Raw genomic sequence first — 13,201 nt, 5'->3', positions numbered from 1 at the left:
GAATTTATTCTCGCCTTAACATGACGCGCTAAGATGAAACCGATCTGACATGGAGAACCGGATGCGGCTGCGCCGCGACACCGCGCGAACACGCGACAAGTTGCTCGACTCCGCCGGAGAGCTGCTCGCCGAGAAGGGCGTCGGGTTCAGCCTGCCGGACCTGGCCCGCGCCAGCGGAGTCGCCACCGCCACCGTGTACCGGCATTTCGAGCACGTGCGCGACCTCCATCGCGCGTTCTACTACCGGTTGATCGACGAGCTGGTCGCCGAGCTGACCGCGGTCCCGGGCCGCGGGATGCCGCGGTTCGACAAGCTCGGCCAGCGCTGGGTCGACCTGGCCATCCACTGGGGTCGCGCGGCGACGCGCATCCGCGGCTCCGAGGGGTTCCTCGAGCGGGTCCGCGCGGGGGACCCGCCGACATCGGCGCTCTATGCCGCACTGAGCCCCGTGATCGAGGAACTGGTCGAGGACGGCGCCATCCCCGAACAGGACATCGACTACGCGGTCCTGCTGTGGATCACCGTTTTCGACGAGCGCGTCATCGTGGATCTGGCGGAACTGGGCTGGCCCCCACGGCGTGTCTCTCGCGCACTGTCCGCTTCACTCCACGCCGCCTGGCAGGCTCGCGACTGACCCGTCCGACACTGTCACGACGGCATGTTCGGCGAACAAGCGACGGGCGAGGACACCGAGGACGAGCGCCGCGGCGGCGAACAACACCGCGGCCCACCGAAAGGCGGTGTCCAGCCCGAGCCGACCGGTCAGCAGCCCCATGCCCAGAGTCGTGGCGGCGGCGCCGGCGTAGGCGAGCGCGCCGAACCGGGACGTCGCCGCGCCGTGCCGATCCGGCGCGGACAGGGTCAGCGCCGCGAACAGCCCGCCCCGGAACGCGAGCCCCTGCCCCACACCGGTCACCACGGCGCCGAGCAACAGCACCGCGGTCGAACGCACCGGCCCCGACAAAGCCGTCAGCACCAGGCCGACCGACATGAACGCGAGCGCCGCCGCCAACTCGACTCCCGGTGACCGCCGGCCCGCGACGATCGAGCCGAAGCAGGCCGCCGCCAGGTACAACGCCACCGGGCTCGTCGCGACGACCAGGTTGGTCGCACCGAGCAAGGCCGCCGCGTAGCTGGGCACCAGCGCGACCATCAGGCCCGCGGTCACCCACGCGCACACCCCCGTCGCCGACGCCACCGAGAACCGGCCCAGCGCGCTCTGCGGCACGACCCGCCCGCCGCCGTCCGCCCCACCGGCATCCGTCAGGCGGGGTTCGGCGAACTCTCGCACCGACCACAACAAGGCGATACAGATCAGACTCACCACGGCATGGACGAGATAGGACAGCATCCGCGGCAGCGGCAGATACTGGGCCAGCATCGCCGTCAGCACGGTGCCCGCCGCGGAACCGAGCAGCGCGCACAACGCGGTTGCCGACGCGGAACGCAGCGCGCCGTGATGGCGCAGCAGGACCGCGGTCGCCCCCGTCGCAAGCCCGACCGCGAACCCGGACAACACCCGTCCGGCGAGCACCCCGGCAAGCGTCGAGCCGCCACCGGCGAGGGATACATCGGAGGCGACCCCCAGCAGGAGCCCGAGCAGCAGAAGCGCGCGCGGCGAATTGCGGCCCGCCGCCCATCCGGCCGAGAGGAGCACGCCGACCAGCGCGATGAGATAACTGCTGAACAGCACGGTCAATCCGAAGGCGCCCAAGCCGAGACCCGCACGGTAACCGGGCAGCAGCGGCGTCGGAAGATTCGGCCCGGCCATCACGACGGTGAACGCCGCGATCAGCAGAACCACATGTAGGCGCAATACAGACCCCAATCAGAGAACTTCTTCTCATGTCTACGATGCGAACTGGGTAACGTCAAGTAGGTATGAGAATTCGTTCCCGACGAGAATCACCGCCGACCGGCTCCGGGGCCGAAACGACTACGACGTGGTTCCGGTGCGGAACCACGTCGCAGACACCGTCACGTGCACCATCGCGCGCCGCACCCGGAGAGTCTCGGGTGGCGCGGCGTCACGCCCTGGCGGACGCCTTGGGCTTGGTACCGCGCCGATGCAACGTCTCGAGCGCTTCGACGAGCACCTTCGGGTTGTGCTTGCCCTTGTAGACGGGCTGCGGCTGCGTGTCGAGCCCGAGCAATGTCGCGACCGCGACCTGGGCGGTGCGCACGGAGTACTCGACGGTGAAGACGACATCGTCGGGGGCCTCGGCATACTGGCCGATGAACGCGAGGTTGGTCGAGCCCGCCGGGACGACCTCGGGGCGGTCGCCCCGCGCACGCACCAGGAACTGGCTGGTGATGTAGGGCATCAACGCCGGAATCACGATCGAGTTCTCGATGATCCGCTCACGCTTGTCGATCGCCAGGTGCGAGAGCACTTCCTCGAGGATCTCGCGACCGGTGCAGGCCGCCATCGGCTTGTCCACCGTGTTGCCCGGCTTATCGGGAAACAAGGCGTAGCCCCACCAGACGAAGGTGTCCGACGGCTGCTCACGGAAGTGGGGCTGGTGGTTGAGGACGATCGTCGCCAGCCAGTTGGAATCCTTACCCTCAGCGGGTGAGGCCATCGGTCGAGGTGGGGCCGGGAGGCAGGGAGCGGCATATGTTCCAGTGCCGGGAAAGCCGCGCTCAGTGATCGGACATGGTCGGGACGACTGACGGGATCCGCGGTTGTGGGTCCTGTAACGCCGGTGATGGGACGCGAAGCCCGTCGAGCACGACTGTGATCAGCTGGTTCGGGGTGCTGCGCACTCGGGCGCGGCGCTCGGCTGTCGCCATACCTATGACCAGGTCCAACACGTCGGCGATATCGATATCAGGTCTTACCGCCCCTGCTTTTTTCGCTTGTGAAAGCAGGGTTTCGAACGACCGGATGAACTCGTCCCGGAGGTGGTCGGGGATCGTGATGGCAGTGGCGTTACCGTTGTCGAACGCTTCGCACAGCGCCTGGTTGAGGGCAACCTCGCCAACGAGATGCGCGAAGTACCCGCGAAATGCCTCCGCTGGTGCGGTACCGGCCGAAAGCATGCGTGCTCGCTCGGCGAACTTCTCGACGCGGCCGAGAACGACTGCCTCGAACAGTACGTTGCGAGTGGGGAAATGCCGGTACACGGTGCCGACACCAACCCCGGCGCGGCGCGCGATCTCGTCGAAGGACACCGACGAGCCGTCGACCGCCAGCATCTCCCGAGCGACGGCCAGCACCTGATCGCGGTTGCGGCGCGCGTCTGCGCGCAGCGGCTTGGCGACTGGCCCGGCGTTGTCATCCATCGCTCGATCGTAACGGCCGACCATTGCGAAATGGAGAAATGTCTCCGTATAGTTCGCAAACGGAGATTTCTCTCCGGTTATCGCGGCTTGTCGGCCCGATTACCCGGAAAACCGACCACGGAGGACACATGGACCAGGTTGTTTTCGTCACCGGCGCGACCGGGCAGCAGGGCGGGGCGGTCGCGGACCGCTTGCTCGCCGACGGATGGCAGGTGCGGGTACTGACTCGCCGTCCGAACAGCATCAGGGCTCGGGCGCTGGCGGCCGCGGGCGCGGAGGTGATCGAGGGCTCGCTGGAGGAACCCGCGACGATCGAGCGCTGCGTCGACGGTGTCTATGGGGTGTACAGCGTGCACCCCGGGCCGCTGGCCCCGGAACAGGACGAGGTGAAGGCCGGCAAGGCCATCACCGACGCCGCGCTGAAATACGATGTGACGCATCTGGTCTACAGCTCGGGACTGGGTGCCGACCGGGGCGGGCAGCCGACCAAATGGGAGATCGAGCAATACATCGCCACGTCAGGCGTCTCGGCCACCGTACTGCGGCCGAGTTCCTTCATGGAGAACCTGATCACGCAGTCCGCAACAGTCGGGATTCGAGACGGCGCGCTGCGCACCGCCGCCGCTGCCCACGTGTGCCAGCAGTTCATCGCGCTCGACGACATCGGCGCATTCGCCGCACTCGCGTTGCACGACCCGGATGACTACCGTGGCCGGACACTGGAGCTGGTCGGTGACGCACTGACACCACCCGAGGTCGCCGCCCAGGTCACCGCCGCCGTCGGGCAGCAGGTCCCCTACATCCAACGCCCGATCGAGGAACTGCGCCGCATCAACGAACGATTCGCTCGCGGTTACGAATTGATCAACAGCGGCGACGGCGGCGTCCCCGACGTCGATATCGACGAACTACGTGCACTACACCCAGGATTGATGAGCTTCCGGGACTGGCTCGACCGCAAGGGAGCTGAACTGATCCACCCAATGCTGGATCCTCGGCCCTGACCGCCGCGAACCCGCACACTACGCGGGTTGACCGCATTACTTGACGGATTCGGTTGCCACAGATAACACACTGTTATCTGTGGCACCATGAAACCCGGCCTGCGGCGACACCGCTCCGGCGGTGCGTGAAGCGGCCCTGTTATCTGCAGCAAGCCGGGTCGAGGAGGCGAACGCGGCGTCCGAGCCGATCACCGTCCGTACAGCCGGGGACAGTTTCCTCGACACGATCCGCGCGGCGAACACCCGCCGCGCCTATGCCACGGCTGTCGACAAGACCGCCGCCGCACTCGGGCAGACCCGACCGCTGGCCGATGTCGCCGACGACGAGATCGGCGAAACCCTCGAAACCCTGTGGGGTGAGGCGGCAGTCAACACCTGGAACGCCCGCCGCGCCGCCGTGGCGTCCTGGCTGACGTGGTGCCGCGAGCACGGCCACCGTGGCCCGGTCGTCCCAGCCTGGGTGAAACGCTCCACCCCACCGGACTCCGACACCCCGGTACGCTCACGCACCGCGATCGACCGGCTCATCGCCCGCCGCGACATCGACATCCGCGAGAAACCCCTGTGGCGGATGCTCTACGAAACCTGCGCCCGCACAGAGTAACTGCTGCAAATCAACATCGAGGAACTCGACCCGGCCGGGCGGTGCGTCCCGGTGAAATCCAAGGGAGCCAAGCCTCGCACCCGCCGCCGCGGCGCGACCCACGCCGAGTACGCGCTGGAGATCGTGTACTGGGACGCGGGCACCGCCCGGCTGCTACCCCGATTGATCAAGGGCCGCACCCGCGGGCCGGTATTCCTCGCCCACCGCCGCCCCGGCCCCGCCAAAGCACTCGACGACCGCGACATCTGCCCTGACACCGGACTGGCCCGGCTGTCCTACGGTCAAGCCCGCGCCCTGCTCGATTCCGCCACAGCCGCAAGCGACCCCGGCACCGGATGGGATCTGCACGAACTCCGGCACTCGGGCCTCACACATCTCGGTGAGGCCGGCGCGAGCCTGGTCGAACTGATGGCGAAATCGCGCCACCGCAAACCCGAGAACCTGCGCCGCTACTTCAAACCGTCACCGGCGGCCATGCGCGGCATCACCAGCCTCCTCGGACCGGGAATCGACCGGCGCTGACGTAGCGCGGTCGTTCGTGTACCTGGTGACATAAACCTCAACGGCGAGACGACCACAACCGTGAGTTCAGCCGCACTGAAGGAATCTCACCGGTGACTGACTCGAATTCACGCCTCCGACCTGGTCGATCAGCTTCATTTGCCGTTCCTGACACGATCCTTAAAGGCACCCCGACATGCGACCACCGCGCATCGTGTAACCGTTTTCGGGCGAACCCGCCGCGTCGAGACTGCCGCCGATGCGGCCCTGCTCTTCGAGAACAACGATGTCCGATCCGGCGAACCCGCCGTCCCGAAGCAGAAATGCCGCCGCGGACAGTGATGCGATTCCGCTGCCGACCAGATACGCCTTCGCCATGATCAACCTCTTTCCGGATATTCATCACCGTCAGGGGCATTCATTGCCGCTCCGCCTGCCTTCCGGGCAGACGAGCACCATGGGCCAAGATAGCCGAGAATTTGCCGTGCGCGGCCCGCGGCAGGTGACGTCCTACCGCGCCACCCGTCCACCGCTGGGCCGGTCCGGACCCTTACTAGGCGTCCCCGTAGCACTCCACCACCGCGGTGGTGAAGGGGAACCGCACCGGTGTCGACCCGAACACCAGTCGGCCGGCGGTATCGGCCGCGGTCGCGATCATCTCGGTGACCGTCGTCGCCTCCTCCGCGGGACAGTGCACGATCACCTCGTCGTGCTGGAAGAAAACCAGCTCGGCGCGCAGCCCCGCACGAGATATCGCATGACGCACGCCCGCCAGGACCAGCAGCGCCCAGTCGGCGGCGCTGCCCTGCACCACGAAGTTACGAGTGAAGCGGCCGCGGGCGCGCGCCGCGGCGGTGCTGCCGTACGCGCTGAGATCCTCCCGGGACGGGCCCTCCTGGTCCGGCGACGCGACCGACACCGGCGGGCACGTCCGGCCCAGCCAGGTGCGCACCAGCCGGCCCTCCTCACCAGCCCGCGCCGCCTCGTCGACATAGGCCACCGCGGCCGGGTAACGCCGGCGGAGACCGGCCAGATGGGTCAGGGCATCGCCGGAGGTCTGGCCGTAAATGGCCCCCAGGAGGGCGAGTTTGGCTTGCGCGCGGTCGCCGCCGAAGCCGCGGGCCGCCAGATCCGCGTACAGATCCGCACCTCGACCGGACACCTCCATCAACCCGGGATCGCGCGATACCGCGGCAAGTATCCGCGGCTCCATCTGGTCGGCGTCGGCGACCACCAGGGCCCAGCCCGGGTCGGCGCGTATCGCCCGGCGGATCACCTTCGGGATCTGCAGGGCACCGCCGCCATTGGTGGTCCAGCGGCCCGAAACCGTGCCGCCGGGCAGGTATTCGGGACGAAAGCGGCCGCCGTGCACCCACTGTTCGAGCCAGGACCAGCCGTGCGCGGTATGCAGGCGGTACAGCGTCTTGTAGGCCAGCAGTGGCGCGACCGCGGGATGATCGATCTGCTGGAGTTCCCATTTCCGCGTGGAGGACAACTCGATTCCGGCGCGGGCGAATGCCTTGACGATGTCGTGGGGCAGGTCGGGACGAACCCGTACGCCTTCCCCGAAAGCCCGCGACACCTCATCGGCCAGCTCCGCCATCCGGCGCGGTTCCGATCCACCCGGGAAGCGCCCGCCCAGCAGCGTGTCCAGCAACTCGCGGTGCACGTCCGCACGCCACGGGATCCCGGACCGCGACATCTCCGCGGCAACCAGCATGCCCGCCGATTCGGCCGCCAGCAGCAGCCGCATCCGCTCCGGATGCTCGGTGGCCGCCGTCCGGATGAGCTGCCCCGCGTAGACCTGCACCAGGGCGGTGAATTCGTCCGTGCCGGGCGGCAGCGGCACCGGGCCCGATTCGAACAACGACGGCTGGATCTCGGCGGCCCGGACGGGCGCGTCCGGCGGAACCGGCAGGTTGTGCAGGCGGGCCCAGGCGGCCGCTAGCGAACGGGGCTGGCCCGACTGACCTTCCTCATACCCGATCAGCAAGGCTTCCGCGGCCTGGACGTCGTAGCAGCGCTCCACCCGCACGCCGGCCGCCAGCAGGGATCGGTAGATCTCGGCGGTGGACCGCCACACCCATCGCTCGACCTCGGGGCGGGAGCGGACCGCCTCGGCGAGCGCGGGCTCGTAGACCACCGCCGCGGCGGGCCGTCCGTCCGGATCGAGTGGACACAGGTATGCACCCCCGTCACCCGATTCCGCCACCGCCCATCGCACGCTCCGAGTCTGGCACCGTGGTCCGACACCCGTCCCGTCGGTGTCGGGCAACCGGCCCGGAAGCCGATAGAGGGGCCGAGGACTCCCCCTCCACCGACGGCCACGTCGGGTTTCGCCGGCCGACCCTGCCTCCCCGGATCACGAACGGTGCGTTCGCCGGTGCACATCAGGTGCGGCGGCACTCGTGGCGTCAGGACGTTGTCGGCGACCCGAACTCGGCGAGCACCGTGCCGTGCCGCAGGACGCCGGAAAGCCCGGGGAGCTCGGCCGGGGCCGACCAGGTCCGGAACCCGTCGTGGCTGTCGCTGTAGAGATAGCGGCCCTCGGTATAGGCATCGAGATAGATCCGATGCCCGCCGTCGGGCAGTACCACCACCGACTGCCCTTCCTGCGGTCCGCCCCAGCCCGCCCAATCCCCTTTGGCCACAAAGCTGTACGGGCCCAGCGGGTTATCCGCCACCGCCAGCTCCACCAGCTTCGTGTCCTCGTTCTTCACGAACGCCCACACCCGCCCGCCCCACCGCACCAGTTCCGTATCGATATAGCCCAGAGAATCCGGACCGCCGGGACTCACACCGAGTAGCGGCATCGGCGGCGTCCATGCGGAAAGCCCCGTTCCGCGTGGTATCACCAGATGCGGGGTGAAGCCATGACCCCAGGTCAGCGACACGATGATCCCGACCCGCCCGGCCGCATCGGCATACCACTCCGGCGCCCACGCCCCCTCCAGGCGGCCGGGCACCAGCATCGGCACCGGCGCCATCGCCGTCCAGCTGATCCGATCCCGGCTGCGTGCCATACCGATCGAGGTCGCGTCGGCCGCCATGGTGTAGGTGAGGTAGTACCAACCATCGGTGTGCAGCAGCACGCTGGGGTCACGAACCAACCCCGTCGGCGGCGTGTACGCATGCTCGGCCACCGGCGTGAACCGCGTACCGTCTGCCGACTCGTACACCACCAAAGTGGTGTCACTGTCGGCGCGGAACGCCGTCATCGTGTACCGCGTGGGCACCCGGCCGGGATCGGCGCCGACCCCCGGTAGCACCGACTGTGCTCGTGCCGTCCCCGCTGCCAGCAACGGCAGCCCGGCCAGCATTCCGAGTGCGGACCTGCGCCCCACGGTGATCACCATGGTCAGCGATTCTGCGGTCCGCGCGAAGCGATCCACCGCAGGCGCGCCGGACCCGATTCTCGCTCGACCGTGCTGTCTCCATGTCGGACGACCGGCTACGCACTCCGGAATCGGTGTCGCCTCGGCGACGCCGAGCCGGCCGACAGCCGCGCCGACGCGCCTGACCGGCGGGCGGCGTGACGGCTCAGCGTGCGAGGTGGCGGCTGATGACCAGGCGTTGGATCTGGTTGGTGCCCTCGAAGATCTGGGTGATCTTGGCTTCGCGCATATAGCGCTCGACCCGGAAGTCGCGGGTGTAGCCGTAGCCGCCGAGCACCTGGACAGCGTCGGTGGTGACCTTCATCGCCGCGTCGGTGGCGACGAGTTTGGCCACCGAGGCATTACGCGAGTACGGCAGCCCCGCATCTCGCCGCCGGGCGGCGTCCAGGTAGGTCGCGCGGGCGGAATCCACCGCCGCCGCCATATCGGCGAGCAGGAATCCGAGGCCCTGGTGTTCGATGATCGTACGGCCGAACGCCGTTCGTTCCCGGGCGTAGGCGACGGCCTCGTCGAGCGCTGCCTGCGCGAGCCCGACCGCGACCGCGGCGATACCGAGCCGGCCGGAATCCAGTGCACTGAAAGCGATCTGCAGCCCCTGCCCCTCGGCGCCGATACGGCGTTCGGCGGGAATATGGGCGTTGTCGTAGTGCGCGGAGGTGGTCGGCACCGCGTGCAGGCCCATTTTCTCCTCCGGTTTGCCGAAACTCAGCCCGTCGGTGTCGCCGGGCACGAGGAAGCAGGAGATACCGCCCGAACCCTCGCCAGTGCGGGCGAAGAGGTTGTAGAAGTCGGCGATGCCGCCGTGGGTGATCCACGCCTTGGCGCCGTTGATCCGATATCCACCGGCGTCGGCGGTGGCCTTGCAGGTGAGCGCCGCGGCGTCGGACCCCGCCTGCGGTTCCGACAGGCTGTACGCGCCGATCGTATTGCCGCTCAACATGTCCGGCAGCCACCGCTGCTTCTGTTCGTCGGTGCCGAATGCGAGCAGCGGGTGACATGCCAGGCTGTGCACGCTCACCGCGACCGCCACCGCCGCCCAGCGGGCGGCGATCTCCTCGAGTACCTGCAGGTACACCTCGTAGGGCTGTCCCCCGCCACCCCACTCCACCGGATACGGCAGGCTCAGCAGTCCGGCCTCCCCCAGCGTGGCGAACACGCCCTCGGGGTAGGTCTCCGCCTTCTCGTGCTCGTCCACGATCGGCGCCAGTACCTTGTCGGCGATATCGCGGGTGAGCTGGATGAGATCCCGCGCCTCGCCGGTGGGCAGGAGTCGATCGACAGCCACAGGATTCTCCTCCTGGTTCGGGGCACAGTACTGGATTGGCGACTACAGTACTGCTGCCGCAACAGTACTGCAAGGGGTCCTGCAGTACTGTTTCGGTCCATGGAGCAACGTTCGGCCTTCGCGACGGCCCGCCGCACGAAACTGTTCGACGAGCTGGTCGAACTGTTCCTCACCGAGGGCTTCGCGCACCTCACCCTCGACGCGATCGCGGCGCGTCTCAAGTGTTCGAAGTCCACCCTCTACACCCTCGCCGACAGCAAGGAACAACTGGTCGCTGCGGCGACCGTGCACTTCTTCAAACACGCGACCGAGGCAGTCGAGGGGAGCGTCGCCGCGACAACGGGACCACGGGAGCGCATCGCCGCCTACCTCACCGCGGTCGGCGAGGCGCTCTCGGCGGCCTCGACCCGGTTCATGGCCGACCTGGATGCCTTCGCGCCCGCGCGCGCTGTCTACGACCGCAACACCCACATCGCGGCCCGGCGCGTCCAGGAACTGATCGACCAGGGCGTGGCCACCGGCGAATTCCGCGGCGTGCACGCGGCCTTCGCCGCCGACCTCGCGGCCACCATGATGGTGCGCATCCAGCAGGGCGGCCTGCGCGCGAGTATCGGCCTCGACGACGCCGCGGCCTACCGCGAACTCGCCGCTGTTCTCACCCACGGAATCAGCGCCTGAACGGCACGCCGCGGATCCGCCGGTGTCAGATCCGGAGCAGTGGTTCGTATTCGGAATCTCGAATTCGGCGACGAACCTCGGCGAGGAACCGGTCGAGTTCGATGTCGTTGCGCGCCGCGCATCGAACCCGTCGGGTGTGAGTACAGGGACCACACTTTGTGCGCACGATCGATGCCGATCGAACTAGCCTTCGGGGTAGAAGAGGAACAGCGTGCAGCCGGTCGTAGTCGCAGGCACGTGCCATGAGCCGGCCGGTGCGTGCAGAAATGTGCCTGCCGGGTAGTCGCGCGCGCCGTCGTTGAAGGTTCCCGCGACCACGTAGACCTCCTCCGGGCCGGGCTCGTGGACGTCTCGGTGCGGCCACGACGTGCCCGGGTCCATCTCCAGCACGTTGGCGTGCGCACCGGACGACCCTTTCCACAGCGGACGTACCCGGATCCCGGGGAAGAGCTCTCGGACAGGGGAGTCGGCGACGGAGGCGAAGATGTATCCCTCTTGGGCGAGGATCTCGGGGTGCATGCCGTCCACGCTGCCCGGTGCAGCGACGCCGCGACAGTGTCGAGTAAGACACCATAGGGTACTTTTCTGCCATGCATCGCGTGGTTGTCCTGGTTCAGCCGGTGCAGTCGACGTTCGAGCTCGGCTGCGCTGTCGAGGTGTTCGGCACGGTGCGTGCCGGGATACCGCAGTACTACGAGCTCGAGGTGTGCACCGAGACGCCCGGCCCGGTGCCGACGACGGCCGGGTATGCGATGTCGGTAACGCGAGGTCTCTCCGCGCTCGCCGCCGCGGACACCGTGCTCATCCCGGGCTGGTCTTCGGTGGAGGCGCCGCTGTCGGACCGTGTGCGCCGCGCGCTGCGCCGGGCACACGCCCGTGGGGCGCGACTGGTCACGATCTGCTCCGGAGTGTTCGCGCTGGCACGAACGGGCCTGCTGGACGGTCGCTCGGCGACAACACACTGGGCGCGCGCCGCACAACTGGCCGCGGATTTCCCCCAGGTGCGTGTGGAGCCCGACGTGCTCTATGTGGACCACGGCGATGTCGCCACGAGTGCTGGCGCCGGAGCAGGTATCGATCTGTGCCTGCACCTCGTCCGGCAGGACCACGGTGCCGCGCACGCTGCCCTCATCGCGCGGCACATGGTCATGCCCCTGCACCGCGAGGGCGGCCAGGCACAGTACGCGCCGCCCCCGCCGCCCGCGGACGCGCTGGACGGCCTGATCGAGTGGGCCGGCACGCATCTGGGGACACCGCTGTCGGTGGGCGATATGGCCGCGTATCTCAACGTCTCGCCCCGCACGCTGGCCCGGCGCTTCGCCGACCAGCTCGGTACGAGCCCGGGCATGTGGCTGCTATCGCGCCGAGTGACCGAAGCACGCACCCTGCTCGAGGAGACAGACCTACCGGTCGAGGCGATCGCGGCCCGCGTCGGCCTCACCTCGGCGGTCAACCTGCGCCGCCGCTTCCGCGCCCAGGTCGGCACCACCCCGGGCGCCTACCGACGAGCATTCCAGCTCTCCTGACGGAAGCTACCGGGTCGGGCAGCAGAGCAGACGACGAGCTACGGCGTCGCTGTCGGCTCGATCGAGGCCGCACCAGTTCGAGATCCCGTTGCCGCAGCCGGGTCGTGTTCGGGCGGCTATCCGACCGAGCCTGCGGGCCGGACAGCGCCGCGACGAGCGGCGGGTCGTTTCTCCCGCACGTCGATACGGCCTGCGCGTTCGGCGGTCCGGTCGCGGGCCGCCCGGTCCCGGATCCCGCCGAGCACGGCGTCGAGGAGCCGGTCGAATTCCGTGACAGAGCCGAAGTCACCCAGCTCGGGCGCGAGAGCCGCCATCGCGGGGTACAGCGCCGGGTCGATCGTCGGCACGGTTGCGGCTCGGTCGCCGCCACCACCGAGGACAGCCAGCAGATATCCGTTGAGGAAGCCGAACAGGATCATCGGCGCGTCGGCGATGACGTGGCCGGGCAGACCCGCCGCGCGCATCGCGGTGACCAGCCGTTCCAGCGCGGCGAGCGCCGGCGGTGAGGTTTGCGGCCGAGTTGCCAGCAGCCGGACCACATGCGGGTGGCGGTAGGCGATCTCGCGGTAGCGGTGCATCGTCGCGCGGGCGATCCCTTCCCAGGTCTCGGGTGCGTCCTCGATATCGACCGCCATCTCGGCGAGCACGGTTTCGGAGACCGCGTCCAGCAGCGCCGCTTTGCCCTTGATGTGGTTGTAGATCGACATCGGGTCGACCCCGAGCTCGTCGGCGAGCCGCCGTACCCCGAAGCGCTCCAGGCCGTCGCGGTCGACGAGTGCCACAGCGGCGGCCGCGATGCGCTCACGGCTGAGCCCTGCCGATGTGCCCTGGGTGCGCCTGACCACGTTCGTTCCCTTCCCTTGCCAAACCTACGTCGTAGGATATACCGTCGCCGAGCAAACCTACAACGTAGGTTTGATGAT

The 13,201-nt window shown here is 68.5% G+C and carries 15 protein-coding genes; 6 read left to right on the top strand and 9 right to left on the bottom strand.

The genetic code is table 11. From position 1 onward, the window contains the following. Positions 1-49: 49 nt before the first annotated feature. Positions 50-634 carry a TetR/AcrR family transcriptional regulator gene (locus OG804_RS04505; protein ID WP_328394162.1) on the top strand — a complete coding sequence of 195 codons (585 nt, stop codon included), beginning with the start codon at positions 50-52 and terminating at the stop codon, positions 632-634. Here OG804_RS04505 and OG804_RS04500 read toward each other — a convergent pair. The 3 genes from OG804_RS04500 to OG804_RS04490 all read right to left on the bottom strand — a co-directional run bounded on the left by OG804_RS04500 (position 602) and on the right by OG804_RS04490 (position 3,309). Continuing rightward, positions 602-1,804 (bottom strand): hypothetical protein, encoded by a 1,203-nt coding sequence (locus tag OG804_RS04500; protein WP_328394160.1) that lies wholly within the window; start codon positions 1,802-1,804, stop codon positions 602-604. The two genes, OG804_RS04505 and OG804_RS04500, sit on opposite strands and share 33 nt — an antisense overlap. A 223-nt stretch (positions 1,805-2,027) precedes the next feature. Further along, positions 2,028-2,582, bottom strand: a complete 555-nt coding sequence (locus OG804_RS04495) for an oleate hydratase (RefSeq protein WP_328394158.1) — start codon at positions 2,580-2,582, stop codon at positions 2,028-2,030. Positions 2,583-2,643: 61 nt separating this feature from the next. Beyond that, positions 2,644-3,309: a TetR/AcrR family transcriptional regulator gene (locus tag OG804_RS04490; protein ID WP_328394156.1), complete on the bottom strand. Its 666-nt coding sequence runs from the start codon at positions 3,307-3,309 to the stop codon at positions 2,644-2,646. A gap of 104 nt (positions 3,310-3,413) precedes the next feature. Between OG804_RS04490 and OG804_RS04485 the strand changes: the two genes are divergently transcribed. The 3 genes from OG804_RS04485 to OG804_RS04475 all read left to right on the top strand — a co-directional run bounded on the left by OG804_RS04485 (position 3,414) and on the right by OG804_RS04475 (position 5,415). Next, entirely contained in the window at positions 3,414-4,289 is an 876-nt protein-coding gene (locus tag OG804_RS04485; protein WP_328394154.1) for an NmrA/HSCARG family protein, read from the top strand. 121 nt (positions 4,290-4,410) lie between these two features. Beyond that, positions 4,411-4,893, top strand: a complete 483-nt coding sequence (locus OG804_RS04480; protein ID WP_328394152.1) for a hypothetical protein — start codon at positions 4,411-4,413, stop codon at positions 4,891-4,893. A gap of 51 nt (positions 4,894-4,944) precedes the next feature. Further along, entirely contained in the window at positions 4,945-5,415 is a 471-nt protein-coding gene (locus tag OG804_RS04475; RefSeq protein ID WP_328394150.1) for a site-specific integrase, read from the top strand. A 159-nt stretch (positions 5,416-5,574) separates the two neighbouring features. Here OG804_RS04475 and OG804_RS04470 read toward each other — a convergent pair whose 3' ends face one another. From OG804_RS04470 to OG804_RS04455, 4 genes are all read right to left on the bottom strand, one after another. Further along, positions 5,575-5,772, bottom strand: coding sequence for an oleate hydratase (locus OG804_RS04470; RefSeq protein ID WP_328394148.1), 198 nt, complete (start codon positions 5,770-5,772; stop codon positions 5,575-5,577). A gap of 175 nt (positions 5,773-5,947) precedes the next feature. Further along, positions 5,948-7,618 carry a bifunctional 3'-5' exonuclease/DNA polymerase gene (locus tag OG804_RS04465; RefSeq protein ID WP_328394146.1) on the bottom strand — a complete coding sequence of 557 codons (1,671 nt, stop codon included), beginning with the start codon at positions 7,616-7,618 and terminating at the stop codon, positions 5,948-5,950. Between the two features lie 190 nt (positions 7,619-7,808). Continuing rightward, positions 7,809-8,750, bottom strand: a complete 942-nt coding sequence (locus OG804_RS04460) for a hypothetical protein (RefSeq protein ID WP_328394144.1) — start codon at positions 8,748-8,750, stop codon at positions 7,809-7,811. Between the two features lie 184 nt (positions 8,751-8,934). After that, complete coding sequence (locus OG804_RS04455; protein WP_328394142.1) at positions 8,935-10,074, bottom strand: acyl-CoA dehydrogenase family protein; 1,140 nt, start codon at positions 10,072-10,074, stop codon at positions 8,935-8,937. 99 nt (positions 10,075-10,173) lie between these two features. Between OG804_RS04455 and OG804_RS04450 the strand changes: the two genes are divergently transcribed. After that, the gene (locus OG804_RS04450; protein WP_328394140.1) at positions 10,174-10,752 is read left to right on the top strand and encodes a TetR/AcrR family transcriptional regulator; all 579 of its coding nucleotides are present in this window, start codon (positions 10,174-10,176) and stop codon (positions 10,750-10,752) included. 183 nt (positions 10,753-10,935) lie between these two features. On the opposite strand, the gene OG804_RS04445 is transcribed toward OG804_RS04450, so the two are convergent. Then, on the bottom strand, positions 10,936-11,271 hold the full coding sequence (locus OG804_RS04445; protein WP_328394138.1) for a cupin domain-containing protein: 336 nt from the start codon (positions 11,269-11,271) through the stop codon (positions 10,936-10,938). A 71-nt stretch (positions 11,272-11,342) separates the two neighbouring features. Between OG804_RS04445 and OG804_RS04440 the strand changes: the two genes are divergently transcribed. Continuing rightward, positions 11,343-12,278, top strand: a complete 936-nt coding sequence (locus OG804_RS04440) for a GlxA family transcriptional regulator (RefSeq protein WP_328394136.1) — start codon at positions 11,343-11,345, stop codon at positions 12,276-12,278. A 116-nt stretch (positions 12,279-12,394) separates the two neighbouring features. On the opposite strand, the gene OG804_RS04435 is transcribed toward OG804_RS04440, so the two are convergent. Beyond that, positions 12,395-13,123, bottom strand: coding sequence for a TetR/AcrR family transcriptional regulator (locus tag OG804_RS04435; protein ID WP_328394134.1), 729 nt, complete (start codon positions 13,121-13,123; stop codon positions 12,395-12,397). Positions 13,124-13,201 lie beyond the last annotated feature (78 nt).

The organism is Nocardia sp. NBC_00416 (assembly GCF_036032445.1).
Lineage (GTDB): Bacteria > Actinomycetota > Actinomycetes > Mycobacteriales > Mycobacteriaceae > Nocardia.
This window is presented reverse-complemented; position numbering and strand designations above follow the sequence as displayed.

Bases quoted from the DNA above. Each gene is read 5' to 3' on its own strand.
- OG804_RS04505 (WP_328394162.1), top strand. From the start codon at position 50: ATGGAGAACCGGATGCGGCTGCGCCGCGACACCGCGCGAACACGCGAC.
- OG804_RS04495 (WP_328394158.1), bottom strand. From the start codon at position 2,582: ATGGCCTCACCCGCTGAGGGTAAGGATTCCAACTGGCTGGCGACGATC.
- OG804_RS04490 (WP_328394156.1), bottom strand. From the start codon at position 3,309: ATGGTCGGCCGTTACGATCGAGCGATGGATGACAACGCCGGGCCAGTC.
- OG804_RS04485 (WP_328394154.1), top strand. From the start codon at position 3,414: ATGGACCAGGTTGTTTTCGTCACCGGCGCGACCGGGCAGCAGGGCGGG.
- OG804_RS04470 (WP_328394148.1), bottom strand. From the start codon at position 5,772: ATGGCGAAGGCGTATCTGGTCGGCAGCGGAATCGCATCACTGTCCGCG.
- OG804_RS04460 (WP_328394144.1), bottom strand. From the start codon at position 8,750: ATGGTGATCACCGTGGGGCGCAGGTCCGCACTCGGAATGCTGGCCGGG.
- OG804_RS04450 (WP_328394140.1), top strand. From the start codon at position 10,174: ATGGAGCAACGTTCGGCCTTCGCGACGGCCCGCCGCACGAAACTGTTC.
- OG804_RS04445 (WP_328394138.1), bottom strand. From the start codon at position 11,271: ATGCACCCCGAGATCCTCGCCCAAGAGGGATACATCTTCGCCTCCGTC.
- OG804_RS04440 (WP_328394136.1), top strand. From the start codon at position 11,343: ATGCATCGCGTGGTTGTCCTGGTTCAGCCGGTGCAGTCGACGTTCGAG.